Here is a 26596-nt window from a genome sequence, read left to right on the forward strand (position 1 = left end):
GCCGTTTTCGGCCATCCCGGGACCGCTCCCGCCCCGTCGCCGTCGCGGGCCCCGGGCCGTCCGCCCGGGGCCCCCGGCTCACCCGTACGCCCGTGCCAGGGCCCGTGCCAGCCGCGGCGAGGCGAAGTCGGTGCCGCACACGAAGCGCATCACCGGCCCGAACGAGGCGGCCGCCGGCAGCCCCGTGAAATACAGCCCCGGCACCGACGAGCGGAAGCCGGCGTCCAGCAGCGGCCCGCCGGCCCGCGTCACGATCTCGGTGCGCAGCCCCTGGCCCAGGAAGTCCAGCGCCGCCAGGTCCATCCGGTAGCCGGTCGCGGCCAGCACATGATCGGCGGCCAGCTCCCCGCCCTGCCCGTCGGCGCCGCGCAGCGCCAGCACCGGACGGCCCTCGCGCACCGTGGCCCGCACGATCCGCCGCCCCTGCGTGACCTGCACCCGGCCGCTGAAGCGGTCCCGCAGCCACCACGCCCCCAGCGGGCCGAGCACCCGGCGCACCAGATAGCGCCGGGCGGGCACCGGCAGCCGGCGGAAGGCGCCCGCGTGGTACGACAGCGCGTGCAGCGACCAGGCGTTGCCGAACGGCGAGGACGGCCGCAGGCGGGGCTGCCGGTCCGGCGGCACCCCGAAGCCCACCGCGGCCGGGCCGCGCGCCACCACGCGCACCGACTCCGCCCCCGCCTCGGCCAGCAGCACCGCGCTCTCCAGCGCCGACTGCCCGGCGCCGATCACGGCCACCGACCGGCCGGCCAGCGCGGACAGGTCGTGGTGTTGCGAGCTGTGCGAGACCGGTCCGGTGGCGGACGGGCCGTCGGGGATCGCGGCGGCCAGCTCCGGCGGCAGGTGCGCCAGCCCGCTCAGCCCCGTGGCGACGACCACCGCCCGCGCCCCGACCTGCTCCCCGCTGTCCAGTTTCAGCTCGAAGCCGTCGGCCCGCCGGTCGGCCGAGACCACCCGGACCTGCTCCAGGTCGGGGACCAGCCGCCGCTGCACCCACTGCCCGTACCGCACGAAGGCCTCGACGGGGACCAGGTCCCAGTCCGAAGCGAACGGCCCCTCCCCCGTCGCCGCGCAGAAGTCCGCGAGGCCGTGGCCGGGCTGCGGGGCGTCGATGCCGGACGCCGCGGGCGTCGACTTGAGCAGCATGCCCGCGGGCATCTGCTCCCGCCAGCTCACCATCGGCTGCCCGAAGACCCGCACCGGCAGGCCGCGCGCCCGTAAGTGCGCGGCCGTCGACAGGCCGTACGGCCCGGCCCCGATCACCGCTACCGGAGTGCTCAATTCGGTCCCTCCCCTTGCTCGATCGGTGCCTGGGCACCCGCCCGGCGGCCCGCCCGCCGCAGCTGCATCAGATGTCTGGCGCCCGGCCCGGCGGAGCGCGCGAGCATCGTCAGGAACGGCAGCGGGTCATCGCCGGCGAACCACGCGAGCTCGGTACCGGCGGCCGGCGCCGGGGCGTGCGGGGGGCGGCGGCCGCCGCGCCGGTACGCCCAGCGCGCGGGCAGATCGACGTTCTCGACGACGAAGCGGTGCCCGGGGCGCTGGGCGCCCTCGGGGACGGGGCGCCCGGTGAGCGCCAGATGCTGGGCGCGGACCACGTCCACCCCCGCCGTGTTCTCGAAGAGCCGGAACTGCGCGCCCATCCGCGGGTTGAAGTCCAGCAGCTTGTACCGGCCGTCGCGGCGGTCCAGGCGCCAGTCCAGGTCGGCGATGCCGGCGAAGCCGATACGGCGGATGAACCGGGCGCTCATCCGGGCGAGTTCGGGGTTGTCGGCGACATGGGCGCAGGCCGTCATGCCGGCATGCGGCGGCCAGGAGCGCACCTTGACGCCGGTGAACAGCGCCAGCGGCGCGCCGTCGGCGGCGAAGCAGCCGTGCACGACCCAGTCCTCGGCGTGCTCTTGCGGCAGGTACTCCTGGAGGATCACTCCGGGGCGCGGGCCCCAGTCCCGCGCCAGGTCCAGCAGCTGCCGCGGCCCGGCGATCCGGGTCGTGCCCGTGACGGCGGGCCGCGCGCGGCGGACGAACGCCTCGCGGTTCTTGGCCACCACCGGGAAGCGCGCCCGCCCCGCGTACGCCTCGATGTCCGCGTACGAGCCGGGGAAGACGGCGGCCGGCGAGGGCACCCCGTGGGTGGTGCACAGCTCGTGCAGCCCCTGCTTGCTGGCCAGCCGCCGCGGCAGCCCGGGGGCCGGGCGGGCGAAGAGGAACGACCCGGCGAGCGCCTCGGCGTGTTCGGCCGTCAGCACCGCCGCCTCTTCGTCGGTGGGTATCAGCAGCGCCGGCCGGCCGATCCGCCGCCCGATCCGCAGCAGCCCCGCCACCAGGCGCTCCGGCTCCTCGCGCCCGGTGGTGGGCCACACGAAGCGGCCGCGGAGGTAGCGGGAGGCGGCTGCGGGCGTCCAGCGGTCCTCCGTGACGGCGTACATGGGCACCCCGAGCCGCCCCAGCGTGCGGATCGCCCCCACACCGCCGTGGTGCAGGGGGTAGGAGCCGATCTTCACGATCAGCCCCGGAACGCTCCGGTCGACCGCGAGCCGTGCGCCACTGCGAACCACGTGTCCCCCCAACGGCACGGTCCCTCCCCGGCCCGCGCCAGGAAAGGAAGCTAGGCCCGAATTGCGCAGTGCAGCAAGGCTTTTCCGGACATTGCCGAGGCGCGGGGCGCGACGAACGGCGCGATGAGCCCCGCTCTTCCTACGCATCTGCGCCGTCGCGCCCCAACCGCCCCGGCGGCGGGTGCCCGGCCGTACTCTGATCAACGGGCCCCACGGCCCGCGGGCCACCGGGCCCGGCCGCCCACCGGCGACGACGCACGCGAGGAGCTGTCCATGCCCGAGCAGAGCCCGTTCGACCTGGCGGAAGGCGATCCCTTCGGCCCGCACAACCTCCCCTACGGCGTCTTCAGCACCGCCGACGCCCCCGACCGGCGCCGGATCGGCGTCCGCTACGGCGACCGGGTGCTGGACCTGAGCGCGCTGCCGAGCGCCCTGCCCGCCGCCATCCGCCCGCACGCCGAACTCCTCGCGGCGCCGACCCTCAACCCGCTGCTCGCGGCAGGCCGGCCCGTCTGGCAGCAGATCCGCGCGGCCGTCCGCAGTGCGGTGACCGACCCCGCGCACCGCGGCGAAGTGGCGCCGCTGTTCCACCCGTTGGACGAGGTCACCCTGCACCTCCCCTTCGAGGTCGCCGACTACGTCGACTTCTACTCCAGCGAGCACCACGCCACCAACGTCGGCCGGATCTTCCGCCCTGACAGCGCGGCGCTGCCCCCCAACTGGAAGCATCTGCCGATCGGCTACCACGGCCGGGCGGGCACCGTCGTCGCCACCGGCACCCCGGTCGTCCGGCCGCAGGGCCAGCGCAAGGCCCCCGAGGACGAGCTGCCGTCCTTCGGCCCGTCCCTCCGGCTCGACATCGAGGCCGAGGTCGGCTTCGTCGTCGGCACGCCCTCCACGCTCCACGAGCCCGTGGGCCTCGGCTCCTTCCGGGAGCACGTCTTCGGCGTCTGCCTGGTCAACGACTGGTCCGCCCGCGACATCCAGGCCTGGGAGTACGTGCCGCTCGGCCCGTTCCTCGGCAAGTCCTTCGCCACCTCCGTCTCCGCCTGGATCACCCCGCTCGACGCCCTGGACGAGGCCCGTACGCCGCCGCCCGCCCGGGACTTCCCGCTGCTGCCCTACCTCGACGACACGGCGGCCGAGCCGGGCGGCCTCGACCTGCGGATCGAGGTGCGGATCAACGGCGAGACCGTCTCCCGGCCGCCCTTCTCGGCCATGTACTGGACGGCGGCCCAGCAGCTCGCCCACATGACGGTCAACGGCGCCTCGCTGCGCACCGGCGACCTGTTCGCCTCCGGCACGGTCTCCGGGCCCGACCCCGACCAGCTCGGCTGCCTGCTCGAACTCACCCGCGGCAAGGGCCCCTGGCTCCAGGACGGCGACGAGGTCACCCTCACCGCCTGGGCGCCCGGCCCCGACGGGTCCCGGATCGGGCTGGGCGAGGTCACCGGCCGCATCCTGCCCGCGGGATGACCGCGGCGCCGCTCACCGTCGCCGAGGAGCTGCTGCTGCTCGCCCACGACCCGGCGCGCGGCCGGCCCCTGGCCAACGCCCGGTATCTGCGGTGGGGGCCGGCCGGCGCGGCGCTGGCCGAGCTGGCGGAGGCGGGGCGGATCGCCGGGGAACGCGGCAACCGGATCACGGTGGTCAATCCGCTGCCGCCGGGCGATCCGGTGCCGGACGGCGCGCCGGCGGCCCTGCCGGTGCCCGCCAAGCAGCGCCGGGGCGTGGCGGCAGAGCGCTGGGTGCAGCGCTCCGGCCGGCCGGTCCAGGAGCTGTGCCTGCGGCGGCTGGTGGAGCGCGGCGCACTGCGCAGGGAGCCCCGGCGGGCGCCGGGGCTCTTCCGGTACGAGCGGTTCCCGGCCGGGGCGGTCGACCTCCTCGGCCCGGCCCGGGAACGCTTCGTGGCCGCGGCGGCCGCGGGGTTCCCGGACCGCCGCGGCCGGCTGCTCGGCGCGCTGGTCTCGGCGGCCGGCCTGGACCGCACGGTCCTGCCCGGCCGCGACCACCGCACCGCACGCCGGGCGATGAAGCACTTCGCGCAGGAGATCTGGACGGCGCAGGCGGTCGGGCGCGCGGTCCGGGCGGACAAGTCGGCAGCGGACGGGAGCTGACGTCCCGGGGCCGCCCTCTTCCGGGTGCCGCCCCCTCTCCCGTTTCTCCCCTTCCGTCCACCTCCACGTCACAGCCCCACACCAACTCCGTACCGGCGCCGCCGCAATCGTGCGCACGGCTCGAAGGGCCGCCGGGGCCGCTGTTAGCCTCACGTCACCCTGACCCACGACCTAGGAGACGTACGTGCGCAAGGCAGCGCAGATCGCCGGGGCGGCCGCCATCGCCGCGATGCTGCTCAGCGGCTGCGGAAGCAGCGGCGACACCGGCAGCGACAGCAAGCCGAGCAAGGCGCCGCAGGATGCGCCGTCGACTCCGGGAAGCGGCGGCAAGTCCGCGGGCGCCGGCGCGGTCGAGGGGGCCTGGAAGTCCGGTTCGGCCGCCAAGCCGCTGGTCCTCGTGATCAGCCAGGGCACCGTCGCCTTCAGCAACGGGCACCAGGCCGCCTGCCTGGGCAAGGTCCAGGAGATGGGCGGGATGGCCATGGCCGCCCTCAAGTGCACCGACGGGGACACCACCCGCACCATGGGCACCCTCAAGCCCGGCACGGACGGCAAGACCCTGACCGTCGACTGGAAGAACGGCCCCACCGAGAAGTACACCAAGTCCGGCGACGGCAGCGTGAAGATCCCGGACATGCCGCAGCTGCCGAGCCAGATGCCCAAGAGCTGACCTGCGCGCCGCACGGCGACGGCCGCCGCCCGGAGCCCCCCGAGGGTTCCGGACGGCGGCCGTCGCCGTGCCGCCGGGCCACTGTGCTCAGCGCACGAAGACCGAGGCCTGGCCGGCCAGATCGAGGAAATACTGCGGCGCCAGGCCGAGCACCAGGGTGGCGGTCACCCCGATGGCGATCGCGGTGGTCGTCAGCGGGCTGGGCACCGCGACGGTCGGGCCGTCCGCCTTCGGCTCGTTGAAGAACATCAGCACGATGACGCGGATGTAGAAGAACGCGGCGATGGCGGAGGAGAGCACACCGACCACCACCAGCCAGCCCGCGCCACTCTGCGCCGCCGCCTTGAAGACCGCGAACTTCCCGGCGAACCCGGAGGTCAGCGGGATGCCGGCGAAGGCCAGCAGGAACACCGCGAAGACCGCGGCCACCAGCGGCGAACGCCGCCCGAGCCCGGCCCACTTGGACAGCGCGGTGGCCTCGCCGCCGGCGTCCCGCACCAGCGTGACCACGGCGAAGGCGCCGAGCGTCACGAAGGAGTAGGCGCCGAGGTAGAAGAGCACCGAGGAGACGCCGTCCTCGCTGGTGGCGACGACACCGGCGAGGAGGAAGCCGGCATGCGCGATGGAGGAGTACGCCAGCAGCCGCTTGATGTCGGTCTGGGTGATGGCGACGATCGCCCCGCCCAGCATCGTGAGGATCGCGACGCCCCACATCACCGGCCGCCAGTCCCAGCGCAGGCCCGGCAGGACGACGTACAGCAGGCGCAGCAGCGCGCCGAAGGCGGCGACCTTGGTGGCGGCCGCCATGAACCCGGTGACCGGGGTCGGGGAGCCCTGGTAGACGTCCGGGGTCCACATGTGGAACGGGACCGCGCCGACCTTGAACAGCAGCCCCATCAGCACCAGTGCCGCGCCGATCAGCAGCAGGGCGTCATTGCCCATCGTGCCGGCCAGCGCCGGATCGATCTGCTTGGCGCCGTCCGAGACCACCTCGGCGATCCCGGCGTAGGTCACCGTGCCCGCGTAGCCGTAGAGCAGGGCCACGCCGAACAGCAGGAAGGCCGAGGAGAAGGCGCCGAGGAGGAAGTACTTCACCGCGGCCTCCTGGGACAGCAGCCGCTGGCGGCGGGCCAGCGCACACAGGAGGTACAGCGGGAGGGAGAAGACCTCCAGCGCGATGAACAGCGTCAGCAGGTCGTTGGCCGCCGGGAAGATCAGCATGCCGCCGACCGCGAAGAGCAGGATCGGGAAGACCTCGGTGGTGGTGAACCCGGCCTTGACCGCGGCCTGTTCGGCCGCGCTCCCGGGGACGGCCGCGGGCTCGGCGGCGAAGGAGTCCACCCGCCCCCGGGCCCCCGCCTTCGTCCGGGCGGCTGCGCCCTCGCCGTGCGCCGCGGGTTCGAGCCGGCGCTCGGCGAAGGTGAAGACGGCGATCAGGGACACCAGCAGGATCGTGCCCTGGAGGAACAGCGCGGGACCGTCGACGGCGACGGCGCCCATCGCGGCGATGTGCGCCTTGGACGAGCCGAAGCCGCCGGCCGCCAGGCCGATCACCGCGGCGAACGCGGCGGCCAGCGCCACCAGCGACAGCAGCAGCTGGGAGTAGTAGCGGTTGCGGCGCGGGACCAGCGCCTCGATCAGGATGCCGATCACCGCCGCGCCGAGGACGATCAGCGTCGGCGACAGCTCGGTGTACTCGATGTGCGGTGCCGGGATCTTGCCCGGCGCGCCGGCCGCCACCGTCCACAGGCTGTGGACACTTGCCACGGAACTCACTTCGCGGCCTCCACGTCTTGATCACGCACGGCGTGGCCGTGCCGGCCTCCGCCGGGCACGGCGTCCACCTGCACAGTGGGCTTGGGATCCTTCTTGTCCACGACGGACAGGGTGTGGTCGACCGCCGGATTGACCAGGTCGGTCAGCGGCTTGGGGTACACCCCGAGGAAGAGCAGCAGCGCGATCAGCGGCGCCACCACGACCAGCTCCCGCACCCGGAGGTCGGGCAGGCCGCTCACCTGGGGCTTCACCGGCCCGGTCATCGTCCGCTGGTAGAGGACGAGGACGTACAGCGCGGCGAGCACGATGCCGAGGGTGGCGATGATGCCGATCACCGGATAGCGGCTGAACGTGCCGACCAGGACCAGGAATTCGCTGACGAACGGTGCCAGGCCGGGCAGCGAGAGGGTGGCCAGACCGCCGATGAGGAAGGTGCCGGCGAGGATCGGGGCGACCTTCTGGACGCCGCCGTAGTCCGCGATGAGCCGGGAGCCGCGGCGGCTGATCAGGAAGCCGGCCACCAGCATCAGCGCGGCGGTCGAGATGCCGTGGTTGACCATGTAGAGCGTCGCGCCGCCCTGGCCCTGGGAGGTCATTGCGAAGATGCCCAGGATGATGAAGCCGAAGTGCGAGATCGAGGCGTAGGCGATCAGACGCTTGATGTCCCGCTGGGCGACCGCCAGCAGCGCGCCGTAGAGCACGCTGATCAGCGCGAGCACCAGGATCACGGGCGTCGCCCAGCTGCTGGCCTCGGGGAAGAGCTGGAGGCAGAAGCGGAGCATCGCGAAGGTGCCGACCTTGTCGACCACCGCGGTGATGAGCACCGCGACCGGCGAGGTGGACTCGCCCATGGCGCCGGGCAGCCAGGTGTGCAGCGGCCACAGCGGCGCCTTCACCGCGAAGGCGAAGAAGAAGCCGAGGAAGAGCAGCCGCTCGGTGCCGGTGCCGATGTGCAGCCGGCCGGCCGCCCGGGCCTCGACGATCTGCTGGAGCGAGAAGGTGCCGCTGCCGAGCTGGTCGGCGGTGACGGCGTAGAGCCCGATCACCGCGGCCAGCATGATCAGCCCGCCGGCGAGGTTGTAGAGGAGGAACTTCACCGCGGCGTACGAGCGCCGGCGCGCGGCCCCGTCCTCGTCGTCGCCGCCGGCCCGGTCCCCGAAGCCGCCGATGAGGAAGTACATCGGGATCAGCATGGCTTCGAAGAAGAGGTAGAAGACGAAGACGTCGGTGGCCTCGAAGGAGATCACCACCATCGCCTCGACGGCCAGGATCAGCGCGAAGAAGCCCTGGGTGGGCCTCCAGTGATAGTTGGGCGTGGCCTCTTCATTGGGGCCTCCCCTGCTCGAACGGAGCTGAGAGCTTGGGGAAGGGTCGGCGTCATGCCAGCCGGCCAGGATGATGAAGGGGATCAGCAGGGTGGTCAGGGCGATCAGGGCGACCGCGATGCCGTCCACGCCGAGTGCGTAGCGGACGCCGAAGTCGCTGATCCAGGCGTGCGATTCGGTGAACTGATAGGGGCTCTTGGAGCCGGGGTCGAAGCGGAACGCGACCACCAGCGCCAGCGCGAAGGTGACCACCGAGACCAGCAGCGCGAGCCACTTGGCCGCGGTGCGCCTGGCGGCGGGCAGCGCGGCGGTGGCGAGCGCACCGGCCGCCGGCACCGCGGCCACCACCGTCAGCAGGGGAAACGACATGGCTCAGACACCCCTCATCAGCAGGGTCGCGGCGACGAGAACGGCGGCGCCGCCCAGCATCTGGACCGCGTAGGAACGCACGAACCCGGTCTGCAACTGCCGCAGCAGCCCGGAGAGCCCGCCCATCGCGGCCGCCGTGCCGTTGACCGCGCCGTCCACCACGGAGCGGTCGAGCCGGACGAGGGTGCCGGTGAGTTCCTCGCCACCGCGGACGAACACGACGTGGTTGAAGTCGTCCTGGAGCAGATCGCGGCGGGCGGCCCGGGTGAGCAGCGAACCGCGCGGGGCGAGCGCCGGGACGGGCTTGCGGCCGTACATCCCCCAGGCGATGCCGACCCCGATGACCAGCACCACCATGGTGGCGGCGGTGACGGTGGTGGCGCTGACCGGGGAGTGGCCGTGGGCGAACGAGGTGACCGGCTCCAGCCACTTCACGAACGCCTCGTTGATGCTGAACAGCCCGCCGGCGAAGACCGAGCCGAAGGCGAGCACGATCATCGGGAGCGTCATGACCTTGGGCGACTCGTGCGGATGCACCTCGGCCGGGTCCCAGCGCTTCTCCCCGAAGAAGGTCATCAGCATCACCCGGGTCATGTAGAAGGCGGTGATCGCGGCGCCGAGGAGGGCCGCGCCGCCGAGGATCCAGCCCTCGGTGCCGCCCCGGGCGAACGCCGCCTCGATGATCTTGTCCTTGGAGAAGAAGCCGGACAGCCCGGGGAAGCCGATGATCGCCAGATAGCCGAGGCCGAAGGTGACGAAGGTGACCGGCATGTATTTCCGCAGACCGCCGTAACGGCGCATGTCCACCTCGTCGTTCATCCCGTGCATCACGGAACCGGCGCCGAGGAAGAGGCCCGCCTTGAAGAAGCCGTGGGTGACCAGATGCATGATCGCGAAGGCGTAGCCGATCGGGCCGAGCCCGGCGGCCAGGATCATGTACCCGATCTGCGACATCGTCGAGCCGGCCAGCGCCTTCTTGATGTCGTCCTTGGCACAACCGACGATCGCACCGAAGAGGAGGGTGACCGCGCCCACCACGACGACCGCCAGCTGGGCGGTCGGCGCGGCGTTGAAGATCGCCCCGGAGCGGGTGATCAGATACACGCCGGCGGTGACCATCGTGGCGGCGTGGATCAGGGCCGAGACCGGGGTCGGGCCCTCCATCGCGTCACCGAGCCAGGACTGCAGCGGCACCTGTGCCGACTTGCCGCAGGCCGCCAGCAGCAACAGCAGCCCCAGGGCGGTCAGCGTGCCCTGGCCGGTGCGGCCGGTGGCGGCGAACACCGGGCCGAAGGCGAAGGTCCCGAACGTCGTGAACATCAGCATGATCGCGATGGACAGGCCCATGTCGCCGACGCGGTTGACCAGGAACGCCTTCTTGGCGGCGGTGGCCGCGCTGGGCTTGTGCTGCCAGAAGCCGATGAGGAGGTACGAGGCGAGGCCGACGCCCTCCCAGCCGGCGTACAGCAGGAGGTAGTTGTCGGCGAGGACGAGCAGCAGCATCGCCGCGAGGAAGAGATTGAGGTAGCCGAAGAAGCGGCGGCGCCGCTCGTCGTGCTCCATGTAGCCGATCGAGTAGATGTGGATCAGCGATCCGACACCCGTGATCAGCAGGACGAAGGTCATCGACAGCTGGTCGAGCTGGAAGGCGATGTCGGCGCGGAAGCCGCCGACCGGGATCCAGCTGAACAGCTGCTGATGCAGGGCACGGTCCCCGGCCCCCTTGCCGAGCATGTCGGCGAAGAGCACCACCCCGAGGGCGAACGACGCCACCGAGAACAGCGTGCCGATCAGATGGCCGGCGCGGTCGAGTCGTGTGCCGCCGCACAGCAGCAGGGCCGCACCGACCAGCGGTGCCGCGACAAGCAGCGCGATCAAGTTCTCCACTTTGTGCGACCCCTTACAGCTTCATCAGGCTGGCGTCGTCGACCGAGGCCGTATGACGGGTGCGGAAGATCGACACGATGATGGCCAGGCCGACCACGACCTCGGCCGCCGCGACGACCATGGTGAAGAAGGCGATGATCTGGCCGTCCAGATTCCCGTGCATCCGCGAGAAGGTGACGAAGGCGAGGTTGCAGGCGTTGAGCATCAGCTCGATGCACATGAACACCACGATGGCGTTCCGCCTGATCAGCACCCCGGCCGCGCCGATGGTGAACAACAGGGCGGCGAGATAGAGGTAGTAGACCGGATTCATTTCTTGGCCCCCTCCTTGTGCTCCCTCGGCGCCGGCCCGCCGGGCGGCGGCTCCGCGGCCTCGTTCCCGGGGCTCCGGCCCAGCCAGTCCTCGGAGCGCCGCTCCAGCGCCCTCAGCTCGGCGAGCGATTCACCGGAGACGTCGCGGACCTGGCCCCGCTCGCGCAGCGTCGGGCTGACACTCAGCTCGGAGGTGGTGCCGTCCGGCAGCAGGCCCGGGATGTCCACGGCGTTGTGCCGGGCGTAGACACCGGGGGCGGGCAGCGGCGGCACCTGCTTGCCCTCGCGCACCCGCGCCTCGGACTGCTCGCGCTGGGTCCTGGCGCGCTCCGTGCGCTCCCGGTGGGTGAGCACCATCGCGCCGACGGCCGCCGTGATCAGCAGTGCGCCGGTGATTTCGAAGGCGAAGACGTACTTGGTGAAGATGAGCGCCGCCAGGCCCTGCACATTGCCGCCGGCGTTGGCCTCGCCCAGGCCGTTGAACTCCTTGAGCGAGGCATTGCCGATGCCGGCGATCAGCAGGATGCCGAAGCCGATGCCCAGGCCGGCGGCGAGCCACCGCTGGCCCTTGAGCGTCTCCTTGAGGGAGTCCGCGGCCGTGACACCGACGAGCATGACGACGAACAGGAACAGCATCATGATCGCGCCGGTGTAGACGACGATCTGCACGACACCGAGGAAGTACGCGCCGTTGGCGAGGTAGAAGACCGCCAGGACGATCATGGTCCCGGCGAGCGAGAGGGCGCTGTGCACCGCCCGCCTCATCAGGATCGTGCACAGCGCGCCGGCGACGGCGACGGTGCCCAGGATCCAGAACTGCACGGCCTCGCCCGTGGAGGTCACGGAGGCCGCGGCGGCCAGTGCGGTCATGCCGTCGCCCCCTTACCGTCGGACTCCGGCTCCGGCTTCTCGCCCTTGGAGTGCGCGACCTGACGGACCGCGCCCGGGGCGGCCTCGGTCACCAGGCCCTTGTAGTAGTCCTTCTCCGTCATGCCGGGGAAGATCGCATGCGGGGTGTCGACCATCGTGTCCTCCAGGCCCGCGAGCAGCTCCTCCTTGGTGTAGATGAGGGAGGCGCGGGACCGGTCGGCGAGTTCGTACTCGTTGGTCATGGTCAGGGCGCGGGTCGGGCAGGCCTCGACGCACAGGCCGCACAGGATGCAGCGCAGATAGTTGATCTGGTAGACGCGGCCGTAGCGCTCGCCCGGGGAGTAGCGCTCCTCGTCGGTGTTGTCCGCGCCCTCGACATAGATCGCGTCCGCCGGGCAGGCCCAGGCGCACAGCTCGCAGCCGATGCACTTCTCCAGCCCGTCCGGATGGCGGTTGAGCTGGTGGCGGCCGTGGAAGCGCGGCGCCGTCGGCTTCTTCTCCTCCGGGTACTGCTCGGTCAGCCGCTTCTTGAACATGGCCTTAAAGGTCACGCCGAAGCCGGCCACGGGGTTCTGGAACTCAGGCACCGTCGCCCCCCTTTCCGTCGTGTGCATTTCCGTCACTGACAGTGTCCACCCCGCCACTGACAATCAACTCCCGCTCGCCGCGCGGCCGTCGGCGGGGCACCGGTGGCAGCTCCTGGCCCGGCAGTGGCGGCACCGGGAACCCGCCGGCCATCGGGTCGAAGGCCTCGTCGCCGTCGGCCTCCTCCGCCGCCTCACCGCGCCGGAAGAAGTCGACGAGCAGGGAGATCAGCAGCAGTGCGACGGCGCCGCCGGCGACGTACAGCACGATCTGCGAGAAGTTGTAGCCCTCGTTCTTCAGCGCCCGGACCGTGGCGACCAGCATCAGCCAGACCAGCGAGACCGGGATGAGGACCTTCCAGCCCAGCTTCATGAACTGGTCGTAGCGCACCCGGGGAAGGGTGCCGCGCAGCCAGATGAAGAAGAACAGCAGCAGCTGCACCTTGAGGGTGAACCAGAGCAGCGGCCACCAGCCGTGGTTGGCGCCCTCCCAGAAGGTGGAGACGGGCCAGGGCGCCCGCCAGCCGCCTAGGAAGAGGGTGATCGCGACCGCCGAGACGGTGACCATGTTGACGTACTCGGCGAGCATGAACATCGCGAACTTGATCGACGAGTACTCGGTGTTGAAGCCGCCGACGAGGTCGCCCTCGGACTCCGGCATGTCGAACGGCGCGCGGTTGGTCTCGCCCACCATCGCGACGATGTAGATGATGAAGGACACCGGCAGCAGCAGGACGTACCAGCGGTTGTGCTGGGACTCCACGATGGTCGACGTCGACATCGACCCGGAATAGAGGAACACCGCCGCGAACGACATCCCCATCGCGATCTCGTACGAGATCATCTGCGCGCACGAGCGCAGCCCGCCCAGCAGCGGATAGGTCGAGCCGGAGGACCAGCCGGCCAGCACGATGCCGTAGATGCCGACCGAGGCCGTGGCCAGGATGTAGAGGATGCCGATCGGCAGGTCGGTCAGCTGCATCGGGGTGCGGACCCCGAAGATCGAGATCTCGTTGCCCGCCGGGCCGAAGGGGATCACCGCGATCGCCATGAAGGCCGGGATGGCCGCCACGACCGGCGCGAGGACGTAGACCACCTTGTCGGCCCGCTTGACGACCAGGTCCTCCTTCAGCATCAGCTTGATGCCGTCGGCGAGGGACTGGAGCATGCCCCAGGGGCCGTGCCGGTTGGGGCCGATGCGCAGCTGCATCCAGGCGACGACCTTGCGCTCCCACACGATCGAGAACAGCACCGTCAGCATCAGGAAGGCGAAGCAGAAGACCGCCTTGATGACGACGAGCCACCACGGATCGTGGCCGAACATCGACAGGTCCTCGCGGGCCAGCGCGCTGCCGGCGGCGAGTTGATCGAGCTGCTGCATCATGCGTCCACCTCCTCGGCCGGCACCGGCAGACCCGGGGCGGCGGAGATCTTCACCAGGTCACCGGGGAGCGCCCCGATATCGGCGGCGACGCCACCGCCCGTGGAATTCAGCGGCAGCCACACCACCCGGTCGGGCATCGGCGTGACCTGGAGCGGCAAGTGCACCGCACCGGCCGGCCCGGTCACCGCCAGCAGGTCGCCGTCCTTGACCCCGGTCTCCTGCGCGGTGGTCGGCGACAGCCGGGCGAGCGCGGCATGGCGGGTACCGGCCAGCGCCTCGTCGCCCTCCTGGAGCACGCCCCGGTCCAGCAGGAGCCGGTGGCCGGCGAGAACGGCCTCGCCGCCGTCCGGCCGGGGCAGCGCCCGCGCGCTCTGCGCCGGCTCCCCGGCGTACGGGCCGTCCCAGCCGCCCAGGCGGTCCAGTTCGCGCCGCACGGAGCGCAGGTCCGGCAGCCCCAGATGGACGTCCATGGCGTCGGCGAGCATGTCCAGCACCCGGGCGTCGGGCTGCGACTGCCGCCGGGTCATCTGGTCCGGCTTGAGCGCCGCCTCGAACAGCCGCGCCCGGCCCTCCCAGTTGAGGAAGGTGCCGGCCTTCTCCACGACGGCCGCCACCGGCAGGACCACATCCGCCCGGTCGGTGACCTGCGAGGGCCGCAGCTCCAGGCTGACCAGGAAGCCGACCTCGTCCAGGGCGGTCAGCGCACGCGCCGGGTCCGGCAGGTCGGCGACCTCGACGCCGCCGACCAGCAGCGCGCCCAACTCCCCGGTCGCCGCGGCCTCGATGATCTGTGCGGTGTCCCGGCCGTGCCGGTGCGGCAGCGCGGCCACGCCCCAGGCGGCGGCGACCTCGTCACGGGCCCGCGGGTCGGTGGCCGGCCGGCCGCCGGGCAGCAGACCGGGCAGCGCACCGGCCTCGACGGCGCCGCGTTCACCGGCCCGCCGCGGGATCCACACCAGGTGGGCGCCGGTGGCGGTGGCGGCGCCGACGGCCGCGGTCAGCGCGCCGGGCACCGAGGCCAGCCGCTCGCCGACGACGATCACCGCGCCGTCCGCGCGCAGCGCCTCGGCCGCGGCCCGCCCCTCGCCCTCCAGTCCGGCCCCGCCCGTAAGTCCCTCCCGGGAGAGCGCGGTCAGCCATTCGGTCTCGGTGCCGGGCGCGGCCGGCAACAGCGTGCCGCCGGCCTTGATCAGGCCGCGGGAGGCATAGCTCGCCAGCCCGAAGGTGCGCTGTCCGCTCCTGCGGTGGGCCTTGCGCAGCCGCAGGAAGACACCGGGGGCCTCCTCCTCGGCCTCGATGCCGGCCAGCAGGACGGCCGGCGCCTGCTCCAGCGTGGTGTAGGTGACGCCCGGCCCGCCGCCCGGCCCACGGCGCCCGTCGTCCAGGTCGCGGCCGCGTCCGGCGACCCGGGAGGCCAGGAAGTCCGCCTCCTCGGCGCTGTGCGCCCGGGCCCGGAAGTCGACGTCGTGGGTGTCCAGCGCGACCCGGGCGAACTTGGCGTAGGCGTAGGCGTCCTCGACGGTCAGCCGGCCGCCGGTCAGCACGCCGGTGCGGCCCCGGGCCGCCGACAGCCCGCGGGCCGCCGCCGCCAGGGCGGCCGGCCAGCTCGCCGGCTCCAGTTCACCGGACTCCCGGTTGCGCACCAGGGGGTGCTCCAGCCGGTCGCGCTGCTGGGCGTAGCGGAAGGCGAACCGCCCCTTGTCGCAGATCCACTCCTCGTTGACCTCGGGGTCGTTGGCCGCCAGCCGCCGCAGGACCTTGCCGCGCCGGTGGTCCGTGCGTGTCGCGCAACCGCCCGCGCAGTGTTCGCACACCGACGGCGAGGAGACCAGGTCGAAGGGGCGGGAACGGAAGCGGTACGCGGCGGAGGTGAGCGCGCCCACCGGGCAGATCTGGATGGTGTTGCCGGAGAAGTACGACTGGAAGGGGTCGCCCTCCCCCGTACCGACCTGCTGGAGCGCGCCGCGCTCGACCAGCTCGATCATCGGGTCGCCGGCGATCTGGTTGCTGAAGCGGGTGCAGCGCGCGCACAGCACGCACCGCTCACGGTCCAGCAGCACCTGCGTGGAGATCGGCACCGGCTTGGCGAAGGTGCGCTTCTTGCCCTCGAAGCGCGACTCCGGGTCGCCGACCTGCATCGCCTGGTTCTGCAGCGGGCACTCGCCGCCCTTGTCGCAGACCGGGCAGTCCAGCGGGTGGTTGATCAGCAGCAGCTCCATCACGCCGCGCTGGGCCTTCTCCGCCACCGGCGAGGTCAGCTGCGAGCGGACGACCATGCCGTCGGTGCAGGTGATGGTGCAGGAGGCCATCGGCTTGCGCTGGCCCTCGACCTCGACGATGCACTGCCGGCAGGCGCCCGCCGGGTCCAGCAGCGGGTGATCGCAAAAGCGCGGGATCTCGATGCCGAGGAGTTCGGCGGCGCGGATGACCAGCGTCCCCTTGGGGACGGAGATCTGGATGCCGTCGATCGTCAGGGTGACGAGGTCCTCCGGCGGGATCGCCGCCTCGCCGCCCCCCGAGGGAGCACTTGTGGTGACGGTCATGCATTCACCCCCAGGTGAGCGTCGTTGTCGCCCCAGAGGGTCGACTTGGCGGGGTCGAAGGGGCAGCCCCGGCCGGTGATGTGCTGCTCGTACTCCTCGCGGAAGTACTTCAGCGAGGAGAAGATCGGCGAGGCGGCGCCGTCGCCGAGCGCGCAGAAGGACTTGCCGTTGATGTTGTCGGCGATGTCGTCGATCTTGTCGAGGTCGCCCATCGCGCCCTTGCCGGCCTCGATGTCGCGGAGCAACTGCACCAGCCAGTAGGTGCCTTCGCGGCAGGGCGTGCACTTGCCGCAGGACTCGTGCGCGTAGAACTCGGTCCAGCGGGTGACCGCGCGGACCACGCAGGTGGTCTCGTCGAAGCACTGGAGCGCCTTGGTGCCGAGCATCGAGCCGGCCGCGCCGACGCCCTCGTAGTCGAGCGGGACGTCGAGGTGCTCCTCGGTGAACATCGGGGTCGAGGAGCCGCCCGGTGTCCAGAACTTCAGCCGGTGGCCGCGGCGCATCCCGCCGCTCATGTCCAGCAGCTGGCGCAGCGTGATGCCCAGCGGGGCCTCGTACTGGCCGGGGCGGGCGACGTGGCCGCTGAGCGAGTAGAGCGTGAAGCCCGGGGACTTCTCGGTGCCCATCGAGCGGAACCAGTCCTTGCCCCGCAGCAGGATCGCGGGAACCGAGGCGATGGACTCGACGTTGTTCACGACAGTGGGGCAGGCGTAGAGGCCCGCCACCGCCGGGAAGGGAGGACGCAGCCGGGGCTGTCCGCGACGGCCCTCCAGGGAGTCCAGCAGCGCGGTTTCCTCACCGCAGATGTACGCGCCGGCGCCCGCGTGCACGATCACGTCCAGGTCGAGTCCCGAGCCGAGGATGTTCTTCCCGAGGAAGCCCGCCGCATAGGCCTCGCGCACGGCCTCGTGCAGCCGGCGCAGCACGGGCACGACCTCACCGCGCAGATAGATGAAGGCATGGTTCGAGCGGATCGCGTGGCAGGCGATCACGATGCCCTCGATCAGGGAGTGCGGGTTGGCGAAGAGGAGCGGGATGTCCTTGCAGGTCCCGGGCTCCGACTCGTCGGCGTTGACCACGAGGTAGTGCGGTTTGCCGTCGCCCTGCGGGATGAACTGCCACTTCATCCCGGTGGGGAAGCCGGCGCCGCCGCGGCCGCGCAGCCCGGAGTCCTTGACGTAGGCGATCACGTCGTCCGGGGCCATCGCGAGGGCCCTGCGCAGGCCGTCGTAGCCCTGGTGGCGGCGGTAGGTCTCCAGCGTCCAGGATTCGGGCTGGTCCCAGAAGGCGGACAGGACCGGGGCCAGGAGCTTTTCGGGGCTTGCCTCACCGCCGGCCTCGGGCCGGGAGGCGCCCCCGTGCTCGGCTGCCACTGTCATCACTCCCCCTCCTCTGCTGCGGGCCCCGCCGGATGGTGTTCGTCGGAGGCCGAGGTCTCGTGCGGTGCGTCGTGCGAACTGGGGTGGCCCGGGGGTGCCTGGCCGTCGCCGTGGCCCGCGGCGGGCGCCTCGTCGGCGCCGGTCCGCGCGGTGCGGGGCGCGATGACGGTGTCGCCGCCGTGGCCCGGGGCGACCTCGCCCTTGGCCAGGCGCAGCCCGATCAGGGAGGCGGGCCCGGCGCCGCCGGTGGCCCGGACGGCTCCGGGCCGCTCGTCGGGGAATCCCGCGAGCATCCGGGAGGTCTGCCGGAAGGTGCACAGCGGGGCGCCGCGGGTGGGCTCGACGCTCCGGCCGGCCCGCAGGTCGTCGACGAGCCGCCGGGCGGACTGCGGCGTCTGGTTGTCGAAGAACTCCCAGTTGACCATCACGACCGGGGCGAAGTCGCAGGCCGCGTTGCACTCGATGTGTTCGAGGGTGACCGTGCCGTCCTCGGTGGTCTCGCCGTTGCCGACGCCGAGATGCTCCTTGAGGTCCTCGAAGATGGCGTCGCCGCCCATCACCGCGCACAGGGTGTTGGTGCAGACCCCGACCTGGTAATCGCCGCTCGCCCTGCGGCGGTACATGGAGTAGAAGGTCGAGACCGCGGTGACCTCGGCGGTGGTGAGGTCGAGCAGCTCGGCGCAGAAGCGGATGCCGGTGCGGGTGACGTGCCCCTCCTCGGCCTGGACGAGGTGCAGCAGCGGCAGCAGCGCCGAGCGCGCGCCGGGGTAGCGGGCGATCACCTCCTTGGCGTCCGCCTCCAGCCGGGCCCGGACGTCCGCCGGGTAGTCGGGAGCGGGAAGCGCGGGCATTCCCAGCTGCACGTCGTGGTTCGCCTCGGTGGGGTTCACCGGTCGACGCCTCCCATCACGGGGTCGATGGACGCGACGGCGACGATGACGTCGGCGACCTGGCCGCCCTCGCACATCGCCGCCATGGCCTGGAGATTGGTGAAGGACGGGTCGCGGAAGTGCACCCGGTAGGGGCGGGTGCCGCCGTCGCTGACCGCGTGCACGCCCAGCTCGCCCTTGGGCGATTCGACGGCCGCGTAGGTCTGCCCCGGCGGGACCCGGAAGCCCTCGGTCACCAGCTTGAAGTGGTGGATCAGGGCCTCCATCGAGGTGCCCATGATCTTCTTGATGTGGTCGAGGGAGTTGCCCAGGCCGTCCGGGCCGAGGGCCAGCTGGGCGGGCCAGGCGATCTTCTTGTCCGCGACCATCACCGGGCCGGGCGCCAGCCGGTCCAGGCACTGCTCGACGATCCGCAGCGACTGGCGCATCTCCTCCAGCCGGATCAGGAACCGGCCGTAGGAGTCGCAGGTGTCGGCGGTCGGCACCTCGAAGTCGTAGTCCTCGTAGCCGCAGTACGGCTGCGTCTTGCGCAGGTCGTGCGGCAGTCCGGCCGAACGGACGATGGGCCCGGTGGCGCCGGTGGCCATGCAGCCGGCCAGGTCGAGATAGCCGATGCCCTCCATCCGGCCCTTGAAGACGGGATTGCCGGTGGCGAGCTTGTCGTACTCGCCGATGTTCTTCCGCATCTTCTTGACGAACTCGCGTACCTGGTCGACCGCCCCGGGCGGCAGGTCCTGGGCGAGGCCACCGGGCCGGATGTACGCGTGGTTCATCCGCAGGCCGGTGATCAGCTCGTAGATGTCGAGGATGAGCTCACGGTCGCGGAACCCGTAGATCATGATCGTGGTGGCGCCCAGCTCCATCCCGCCGGTGGCGATCGCCACGAGGTGGGAGGACATCCGGTTGAGCTCCATCAGCATGACGCGGATGACCGTGGCCCGGTCGGGGATGTCGGCGGTGATGCCGAGCAGCTTCTCCACGGCCAGGCAGTAGGCCGTCTCGTTGAAGAAGGGGGTGAGGTAATCCATCCTCGTGACGAAGGTGGTGCCCTGCGTCCAGGTCCGGAATTCGAGGTTCTTCTCGATGCCGGTGTGCAGATAGCCGATGCCGCAGCGGGCCTCGGTGACGGTCTCGCCGTCGATCTCCAGGATCAGCCGGAGCACGCCGTGGGTGGAGGGGTGCTGCGGCCCCATGTTGACGATGATCCGCTCGTCGTCGGACTTCACGGCGGCGGCCGCGATCTCGTCCCAGTCCCCACCGGAGACGTTGTAGACGGTCCCCTCGGTGGTCTCCCGGGCGGGCGACGGCTCGGTGTCGAAGTCGCTCGCCGTGCGGTGGCCGTTCGAGGAGTGCGAGTGGGGTGCAGTAGTCATCAGCTGTACGACCTCCGCTGGTCGGGAGCCGGGATCTGGGCGCCCTTGTACTCGACGGGAATGCCGCCGAGCGGGTAGTCCTTGCGCTGCGGAAAGCCCTGCCAGTCGTCCGGCATCATGATCCGGGTCAGCGCCGGGTGGCCGTCGAAGACGATGCCGAAGAAGTCGTAGGTCTCGCGCTCGTGCCAGTCGTTGGTCGGATAGACGTCCACCAGCGAGGGCACGTGCGGGTCAGCGTCCGGCACACCGACCTCCAGCCGGATCAGCCGGTTGTGGGTGATCGAGCGCAGGTGGTAGACGGCGTGCAGCTCGCGGCCCCGGTCGCCGGGGAAGTGCACCCCGCTCACGCCCGTGCACAGCTCGAAGCGCAGCGCCGGGTCGTCGCGCAGGATCCGGGCGACCGCCGGCAGCGCGCCGCGCTCGATGTGGAAGGTCAGCTCCGCGCGGTCGACGACGGTCTTCTCGATGACGTTCCCGGGGACCAGGCCCTGCTCGTCGAGGGCGCCCTCCAGTTCGTCGGCGATCTCGTCGAACTCCCCGAAACCTTCGGTGCCCGCCGGACCGCCGTAGGGCCGGCTGCTCTCGCCGGGCAGCCGCACGGTCCGTACGAGCCCGCCGTAGCCGGAGGTGTCGCCGCCGTTGTCGGCGCCGAACATGCCGCGGCGGGTGCCGATCACCTCGCCGGTGTCCTCGCGCTGCGCGGGCACGGCTTCTTCCTGGCCGTCCCGGCCGTTCTCGCCGTCCGGCGCGCCGGAACCCCCGGGGTTCTTCTGCTCACTCACCGCAGCAGCCCCTTCATCTCGATCAGCGGGAGCGCCTTGAGCGCGGCTTCCTCCGCCTCCCGGGCGGCCTGCTCCTGGTTGACCCCGAGCTTGGTGTTCTGGATCTTCTGGTGCAGCTTGAGAATGGCGTCCATCAGCATCTCGGGACGCGGCGGGCAGCCCGGCAGATAGATGTCGACGGGCACGATGTGGTCGACGCCCTGGACGATCGCGTAGTTGTTGAACATGCCGCCCGAAGAGGCACAAACCCCCATGGAGATCACCCACTTCGGGTCCGGCATCTGGTCGTAGACCTGCCGCAGCACGGGCGCCATCTTCTGGCTCACCCGGCCGGCCACGATCATCAGGTCCGCCTGCCGCGGCGAGCCGCGGAAGACCTCCATGCCGAAGCGGGCCAGGTCATAGCGCCCGGCGCCGGTCGTCATCATCTCGATGGCGCAGCAGGCCAGCCCGAAGGTCGCGGGGAAGACCGAGGATTTGCGCACCCAGCCCGCGGCCTGCTCGACAGTGGTCAGCAAAAAGCCGCTGGGCAGCTTCTCTTCCAGTCCCATGTGTGCCCCCTAGTCCCATTCCAGGCCGCCACGACGCCAGACGTAGGCGTAGGCGACGAAGACGGTGAGCGCGAAGAGGAGCATCTCGACGAGCCCGAAAAGCCCCAGGGCGTCGAAGCTGACGGCCCAGGGATAGAGGAAGACGATCTCGATGTCGAAGACGATGAAGAGCATCGCCGTCAGGTAGTACTTGATCGGGAAGCGGCCACCACCGGACGGATGTGGCGTCGGCTCGATTCCGCATTCGTACGCCTCGAGCTTGGCCCGGTTGTAACGCCTGGGCCCGACGAGGGTGGCCATCACGACGGAGAAGATCGCAAAGCCTGCCCCGAGGGCTCCCAGTACGAGGATGGGCGCGTAAGCGTTCACCGTCCTCGCTCCCTTCAGTCGACGATGACTGGATGGCGGTCCGCTCGGGCCCTTGATCGCCCCGTGGAGATCGTGCACATGTGAGGCAGTTCACAAGCCCGAGCCGCCTGCATCTTATGCCCGTCGGTCTGTGATCTGCGACACGGGGATGACCAACGCCTTTGTGATCTCCACCACCCGGCGAAGGATCATGAAGTCGGATGAGCGGTGATCTTCATACGTGAAGCGCGCGAGTGATCACGAGAGGTGACATTCACCCGGGTTACCGCTGGTCAGTGCGGGGTTGCCAATATCAAGTGAAGCGCGCTAGGGGCAAATTGGCGCTGGGCGCGGTCAACTGCTAGTGGAGTCCGGCCCGTAGACGTGACCCGCTCGTGACCCCGCCGTGATCGCCTCCGCGTGCTTTCGTTCACGAGCGGCGGCCGGCGTCAGATCACGGGAACATAACGGACACTCAAGAGTGACCTATCCCACGCTATTTCACGCACTAAGTCCTTGACGTCCGGGAAGCCTTGGCGTGGCGGATGGGGAAGTGATAGGCGCCCCCCGCACCCGCATCGAGCAGCAAATGCCATGCGTAGGAACATGATCGCGAAATTCGGACATCCCGTCGCGGGTGTGACGGGCAGGCAAAACGTCCCTTTTGTTCGCCGCGTACACGACAAGTGTGCCGCACTGCACCTTTGTTGGCAGCAACCTGCGGCTCCTGATACCCGTTATTGCCATGTCCCCGAACGCACTCATACCCAGCCACCGGAAGCCCCGTCGCCCTTCCGCGTCCTCGCGGGCGCTGCGTGCCGGAGTGACCGGTGGCTTCCTCACCCTCGCGGTGACCGGCGCCACGGTGCCGGCCAACGCCGCGGAGAAGCCCGTCTCCGAAACCCAGGAGATGCCGACGATCACGACGGCGCTGGCCACCAGCGCCGCGAAGAGCGCCGACACCGCCCAGCAGGTCGCGTTCAACTACGAGCGTCAGGCACTCCAGGACAGCGCCCTCTCCAAGGCCGCCAAGTCCGCGGAGCAGGCAAAGGCCGAGGCCGTGAAGAAGGCCAAGGCCGCGGCCAAGAAGAAGGCCGAGGAGGCCCGCAAGGCCAAGGAGGCCACGCAGGTCCGTGCGTCGCGCTCCTCGGAGCGGACCACCCTGTCCGCCCCGACCAACGCCACCGGCTCGTCCGCCACGCTCGTCGCCTTCCTCAAGGCGCAGCTCGGCAAGGCGTACGTGCTGGGCTCCAGCGGCCCGTCCTCGTACGACTGCTCCGGCCTGACCCAGGCCGCGTTCAGCCAGATCGGCGTCGACCTGCCGCGGGTCTCGCAGGACCAGTCCACCGCCGGCACCCAGGTCGGCCTGGACAACCTCCAGGTCGGCGACATCCTGTACTGGGGCAGCGCGGGCAGCGCCTACCACGTCGGCGTCTACGTCGGTGGCGGCAAGTTCATCGGCGCCCAGAACCCGAGCACCGGCATCGTCGAGCGCCCGCTCGACTACGACCAGCCGACCGGCGCGGTGCGCGTCCTGTAGGACCGCCGCGCCCCTGGTGCCGCACAAGGGCCGTCTCTCCTGCCGCTCGGGAGGGACGGTCCTTCGGCATGCCGTCCGCCGCCCCGTGCGGCGCTCCATGCGCCGTCCCCGGCCTTTCTCCGGCCTTCCCGGACTCGCCGGCCCTCCGCGCCCGCCGGACGGCCGTTTCACGCCGTACGGCGCCGTGAACCGGCCGGGTACCCCCCAACGGCCGTGCGAAGAGCGACCGATGGGCGGTGTGAAACGTTGCACCTCTCGCCATATGCCGCAGATGTCCTCCTCGGGACGTCGTGCGGGATCCCCAGCGAGAGGACACGCGCGCTCCGATGAACATCCCCCGCACCGCCCGCCGGACCGTCTCCCGGGCCGCGACGGCGGCCGCCCTGGCCACCGCCCTCGGCCTGGGCGCCGTCCCCGCCGCGACCGCGGCCGCCCCGGCCGCCGCCCCGCACGCCGCAGGAGCCCCGGCCACCGGCCCGCACGGCGGCTGGCACCAGGACGGACTGCGGCTGAAGGCCGCCGACAACCGGAAGGTGGACGCCTTCGTGGCCCGCGCCCGGCGGGCCGAGCGCTCCATCAGCCCCCAGGTCCGCGCCGTCGCCCGGATCAGCCACGCCGAACTCGTCGGCTTCGACCAGCGGCTGAAGTCGCCGGACTCGCTCAAGCGCAAGGTCGCCACCTGGATGCGCGAGACGCCGGGGCAGTCGGTCGACACCTCGCTCGCGCTGATCAACGACGCGGTCCGCTACACCCTCCAGTGGCCGGCCGGCCACTACAGCCAGGGCGTGAACACCGCGGCCGCCCTGCTCTCGGCCTGGGGCAACGACTCCACCCGCTGGGCCAACACCTGGCACCGGGCCGCCGGCTACAAGGCGATCAACTCCGCCTGGCGCGCACCCCGCTCCGGTCAGCTCTTCGAGGTCCAGTTCCACACGCCCGAGAGCAAGGCGGCCCAGTTGCAGACGCACAAGCTGTACGAGGAGGAGCGGCTGCCGGGCACCCCGCCCGCGCGGGTGCGGGAGCTCCAGGAGCAGCAGAACGCGATCTTCGCGGCGGTGCCGGTGCCGGCGGGTGCCGAGCGGCTGACCGCCCCGGCCCACCGGGTGGCCGACCCGTCCCGCCACCGGCCGGCCCCGGACCCGGCCCGCCGCCTCCCGGCGCCGGCGCACCTCCCCGTCGGCTGACCGGACCGGTCTGCTCCGCTCCGGCGTCACCGGTGTCCGCCCCCGGTGACGCCGGAACGCCGATGACGCCGGGACGCGGATTGCCGATGACGCCGGGGCCGGCCGGGGCACCGGTCGCCGCGGCCGGCCCCGGCGGGTCACCAGCCCGCGCCCGCCGGCTGCCTGATGCTCGCGTTGAGCCGGTTGAAGAGGTTGGTGACCCCGATCGTCAGGAGGTTCGCCGCCAGCTGCCGCTCGTCGTGGTGGTCGGCTGCGGCGTCCCAGACGGTGTCCGGCACCGGGTCGGCGCTGTCGGCGAGCCGGGTGGCCGCCTCGGTGAGCGCCAGGGCGGCGCGCTCGGCGGCCGAGAAGTACGGCGCCTCCCGCCAGGCCGCCACCGCGAACAGGCGCTCGTCGCTCGCCCCGTTCTTCCGGGCGCTCTTGACGCCCCCGTCGACGCAGAAGCTGCAGCCGTTGATCTGGCTGGCGCGCAGGTGCACCAGCTCCAGCGTCGTCTCCGGCACCCCGCCCTGACGCGTCGCCTTCGCCACGTCGAGCAGCGGCTGCGCGGCCTCGGGGAGGACCGTCGCGGGGTTCTTCATCCGTGCGTTCATCAGGGGTCTCCTTCGGGATGTCCGTCGTTGCCGCACTGACGGATCCCGGCCGGAGAAGGCGACGGCGGCGGCCCGGAAGAGTCTTCCGGGCCGCCGCCGCTGGTCAGGGGGCCGCCGCCGGGTCTTCGCCCGCGGCCGGCCCGGGGGTCACGCCTTCGGTGCGACCTTGCTCAGACCGTTGATGATGCGGTCCATCGCGTCACCGCCCGTGGGGTCGGTGAGGTTGGCGAGCATCTTGAGGGTGAAGCGCATCAGCAGCGGGTGGGTCAGACCGCGCTGGGTCGCGACCTTCATGACCTTGGGGTTGCCGATGAGCTTCACGAAGGCGCGGCCCAGGGAGTAGTAGCCGCCGTAGGTGTCCTTGAGGATCTTCGGGTAGCGCTGCAGGGCCAGCTCGCGCTGCGCGTACGTGGCGCGGGCGTGCGCCTGCGTGATCACCTCGGCGGCGATCGCGCCGGACTCCATGGCGTAGGCGATGCCCTCGCCGTTGAACGGGTTGACCAGCCCGCCGGCGTCACCGACCAGCAGCAGGCCCTTGGTGTAGTGCGGCTGGCGGTTGAAGGCCATCGGGAGCGCGGCGCCGCGGATCGGGCCGGTCATGTTCTCCGGCGTGTAGCCCCAGTCGGCGGGCATCGAGGCGCACCACGCCTTGAGGATCTCGCGCCAGTCCAGCTCCTTGAAGGCGGAGCTGGAGTTGAGGATGCCGAGGCCGACGTTGCTGGTCCCGTCGCCCATGCCGAAGATCCAGCCGTAGCCGGGCAGCAGCCGGTCCTGGGCGCCGCGGCGGTCCCACAGCTCCAGCCAGGACTCCAGGTAGTCGTCGTCGTGCCGGGGCGAGGTGAAGTACGTCCGCACGGCCACGCCCATGGGGCGGTCCTCGCGCCGGTGCAGCCCCATGGCCAGCGAGAGCCGGGTGGAGTTGCCGTCGGCGGCGACGACCAGCGGGGCGTGGAAGGTGACCGGGGTCTTCTCCTCGCCGAGCTTGGCGTGCACGCCGGTGAGGTGGCCGGTCAGCTCGTGGACGATCGGCGCCCCCACGTTGCAGCGCTCGTACAGCCGCGCACCGGCCTTCTGCGCCTGCCGGGCCAGCTGCTCGTCGAAGTCGTCGCGCTTGCGGACCAGTCCGTAGTCCGGGTACGAGGCCAGCTCCGGCCAGTCGAGCTGGAGGCGGGAGCCGCCGCCGATGATCCGCAGGCCCTTGTTGCGCAGCCAGCCCGCTTCCTCGGAGATGTCGATCCCCATCGCGACCAGCTGCTTGGTGGCGCGCGGGGTCAGCCCGTCGCCGCAGACCTTCTCGCGCGGGAACGCGGTCTTCTCCAGCAGGAGCACATCCAGACCGGATTTGGCGAGGTGATAGGCGGTGGCCGAGCCGGCGGGCCCGGCACCGACGACGATCACGTCCGCGCTGTGCTCCGAGCGGGCCTGGGTCACGGAATCGGTCACGGACGCGGACTCGGTCACGGTGCTGTCTCCCGGAAGTCGATATCTGGATTTCTGGGTGCCGCCCGGCACCGGCAGGTGCAGTCTATGGGGGCACCGGTAGGCGGAGCCTGAAGGGTTG

At 71.6% G+C, this 26596-nt stretch carries 23 protein-coding genes; 5 read left to right on the plus strand and 18 right to left on the minus strand.

The genetic code is table 11. The features are described 5' to 3' along the window. Positions 1–78: 78 nt before the first annotated feature. The gene (locus ACQP17_RS16650; protein ID WP_433856993.1) at positions 79–1281 is read right to left on the minus strand and encodes an FAD-dependent oxidoreductase; all 1203 of its coding nucleotides are present in this window, start codon (positions 1279–1281) and stop codon (positions 79–81) included. Continuing rightward, positions 1278–2558, minus strand: a complete 1281-nt coding sequence (locus ACQP17_RS16655; protein WP_433856994.1) for an ATP-grasp domain-containing protein — start codon at positions 2556–2558, stop codon at positions 1278–1280. Before ACQP17_RS16655 ends, ACQP17_RS16650 begins: the two co-directional genes overlap by 4 nt. 273 nt (positions 2559–2831) lie before the next feature. Here ACQP17_RS16655 and fahA point away from each other — a divergent pair, with 273 nt between their 5' ends. From fahA to ACQP17_RS16670, 3 genes are all read left to right on the plus strand, one after another. Next, on the plus strand, positions 2832–4034 hold the full coding sequence (gene fahA, locus ACQP17_RS16660) for a fumarylacetoacetase (protein WP_433856995.1): 1203 nt from the start codon (positions 2832–2834) through the stop codon (positions 4032–4034). Beyond that, a complete protein-coding gene (locus ACQP17_RS16665; protein ID WP_433856996.1) occupies positions 4031–4675 on the plus strand; it encodes a GOLPH3/VPS74 family protein in 645 nt (214 codons plus the stop codon). The genes fahA and ACQP17_RS16665 overlap by 4 nt, the downstream gene beginning before the upstream one ends. A 184-nt stretch (positions 4676–4859) precedes the next feature. Next, complete coding sequence (locus ACQP17_RS16670) at positions 4860–5345, plus strand: hypothetical protein (RefSeq protein WP_433856997.1); 486 nt, start codon at positions 4860–4862, stop codon at positions 5343–5345. An 87-nt stretch (positions 5346–5432) separates the two neighbouring features. On the opposite strand, the gene nuoN is transcribed toward ACQP17_RS16670, so the two are convergent. Genes nuoN through ACQP17_RS16740 form a run of 14 tightly spaced genes read right to left on the minus strand, consistent with a single transcriptional unit; the run spans position 5433 to position 21739 of the window. Beyond that, entirely contained in the window at positions 5433–7121 is a 1689-nt protein-coding gene (nuoN, locus tag ACQP17_RS16675; RefSeq protein ID WP_433856998.1) for an NADH-quinone oxidoreductase subunit NuoN, read from the minus strand. Further along, positions 7118–8815 (minus strand): NADH-quinone oxidoreductase subunit M, encoded by a 1698-nt coding sequence (locus tag ACQP17_RS16680; protein WP_433856999.1) that lies wholly within the window; start codon positions 8813–8815, stop codon positions 7118–7120. Before ACQP17_RS16680 ends, nuoN begins: the two co-directional genes overlap by 4 nt. 3 nt (positions 8816–8818) lie before the next feature. After that, positions 8819–10702: an NADH-quinone oxidoreductase subunit L gene (gene nuoL / locus ACQP17_RS16685; RefSeq protein WP_433857000.1), complete on the minus strand. Its 1884-nt coding sequence runs from the start codon at positions 10700–10702 to the stop codon at positions 8819–8821. Between the two features lie 13 nt (positions 10703–10715). After that, complete coding sequence (nuoK, locus tag ACQP17_RS16690; protein ID WP_018090964.1) at positions 10716–11015, minus strand: NADH-quinone oxidoreductase subunit NuoK; 300 nt, start codon at positions 11013–11015, stop codon at positions 10716–10718. Then, on the minus strand, positions 11012–11884 hold the full coding sequence (locus tag ACQP17_RS16695) for an NADH-quinone oxidoreductase subunit J (protein WP_433857001.1): 873 nt from the start codon (positions 11882–11884) through the stop codon (positions 11012–11014). The genes nuoK and ACQP17_RS16695 overlap by 4 nt, the downstream gene beginning before the upstream one ends. Continuing rightward, entirely contained in the window at positions 11881–12471 is a 591-nt protein-coding gene (gene nuoI, locus ACQP17_RS16700; RefSeq protein WP_433857002.1) for an NADH-quinone oxidoreductase subunit NuoI, read from the minus strand. Before nuoI ends, ACQP17_RS16695 begins: the two co-directional genes overlap by 4 nt. Continuing rightward, entirely contained in the window at positions 12464–13849 is a 1386-nt protein-coding gene (nuoH, locus tag ACQP17_RS16705; protein ID WP_433859919.1) for an NADH-quinone oxidoreductase subunit NuoH, read from the minus strand. Before nuoH ends, nuoI begins: the two co-directional genes overlap by 8 nt. Next, positions 13849–16395 carry an NADH-quinone oxidoreductase subunit G gene (locus ACQP17_RS16710; protein ID WP_433857003.1) on the minus strand — a complete coding sequence of 849 codons (2547 nt, stop codon included), beginning with the start codon at positions 16393–16395 and terminating at the stop codon, positions 13849–13851. The genes nuoH and ACQP17_RS16710 overlap by 1 nt, the downstream gene beginning before the upstream one ends. Next, positions 16392–17774 carry an NADH-quinone oxidoreductase subunit NuoF gene (gene nuoF / locus ACQP17_RS16715; RefSeq protein WP_433857004.1) on the minus strand — a complete coding sequence of 461 codons (1383 nt, stop codon included), beginning with the start codon at positions 17772–17774 and terminating at the stop codon, positions 16392–16394. Before nuoF ends, ACQP17_RS16710 begins: the two co-directional genes overlap by 4 nt. Then, positions 17774–18625, minus strand: a complete 852-nt coding sequence (nuoE, locus tag ACQP17_RS16720; RefSeq protein ID WP_433859920.1) for an NADH-quinone oxidoreductase subunit NuoE — start codon at positions 18623–18625, stop codon at positions 17774–17776. Before nuoE ends, nuoF begins: the two co-directional genes overlap by 1 nt. 35 nt (positions 18626–18660) lie before the next feature. After that, positions 18661–20037 (minus strand): NADH-quinone oxidoreductase subunit D, encoded by a 1377-nt coding sequence (locus tag ACQP17_RS16725; protein ID WP_433857005.1) that lies wholly within the window; start codon positions 20035–20037, stop codon positions 18661–18663. Then, positions 20037–20819, minus strand: a complete 783-nt coding sequence (locus ACQP17_RS16730; RefSeq protein WP_433857006.1) for an NADH-quinone oxidoreductase subunit C — start codon at positions 20817–20819, stop codon at positions 20037–20039. The genes ACQP17_RS16725 and ACQP17_RS16730 overlap by 1 nt, the downstream gene beginning before the upstream one ends. Continuing rightward, a complete protein-coding gene (locus ACQP17_RS16735; protein ID WP_189102374.1) occupies positions 20816–21370 on the minus strand; it encodes a NuoB/complex I 20 kDa subunit family protein in 555 nt (184 codons plus the stop codon). Before ACQP17_RS16735 ends, ACQP17_RS16730 begins: the two co-directional genes overlap by 4 nt. Before the next feature lie 9 nt (positions 21371–21379). Continuing rightward, a complete protein-coding gene (locus ACQP17_RS16740; protein WP_018538824.1) occupies positions 21380–21739 on the minus strand; it encodes an NADH-quinone oxidoreductase subunit A in 360 nt (119 codons plus the stop codon). A gap of 724 nt (positions 21740–22463) precedes the next feature. Between ACQP17_RS16740 and ACQP17_RS16745 the strand changes: the two genes are divergently transcribed. Together ACQP17_RS16745 and ACQP17_RS16750 are read left to right on the plus strand one after the other, a co-directional pair. Further along, the gene (locus ACQP17_RS16745) at positions 22464–23258 is read left to right on the plus strand and encodes a C40 family peptidase (protein ID WP_433857007.1); all 795 of its coding nucleotides are present in this window, start codon (positions 22464–22466) and stop codon (positions 23256–23258) included. Between the two features lie 326 nt (positions 23259–23584). After that, entirely contained in the window at positions 23585–24442 is an 858-nt protein-coding gene (locus tag ACQP17_RS16750) for an ATP nucleotide 3'-pyrophosphokinase (RefSeq protein WP_433857008.1), read from the plus strand. 137 nt (positions 24443–24579) lie between these two features. Here ACQP17_RS16750 and ACQP17_RS16755 read toward each other — a convergent pair whose 3' ends face one another. Then, positions 24580–25035: a carboxymuconolactone decarboxylase family protein gene (locus tag ACQP17_RS16755; RefSeq protein ID WP_433857009.1), complete on the minus strand. Its 456-nt coding sequence runs from the start codon at positions 25033–25035 to the stop codon at positions 24580–24582. A 147-nt stretch (positions 25036–25182) separates the two neighbouring features. Continuing rightward, a complete protein-coding gene (locus ACQP17_RS16760) occupies positions 25183–26547 on the minus strand; it encodes a geranylgeranyl reductase family protein (RefSeq protein WP_433857010.1) in 1365 nt (454 codons plus the stop codon). Between the last annotated feature and the right edge of the window lie 49 nt (positions 26548–26596).

It is taken from the genome of Streptomyces kronopolitis, assembly GCF_050953795.1.
In the GTDB taxonomy this organism is placed as follows: Bacteria; Actinomycetota; Actinomycetes; order Streptomycetales; family Streptomycetaceae; genus Streptomyces; species Streptomyces kronopolitis_A.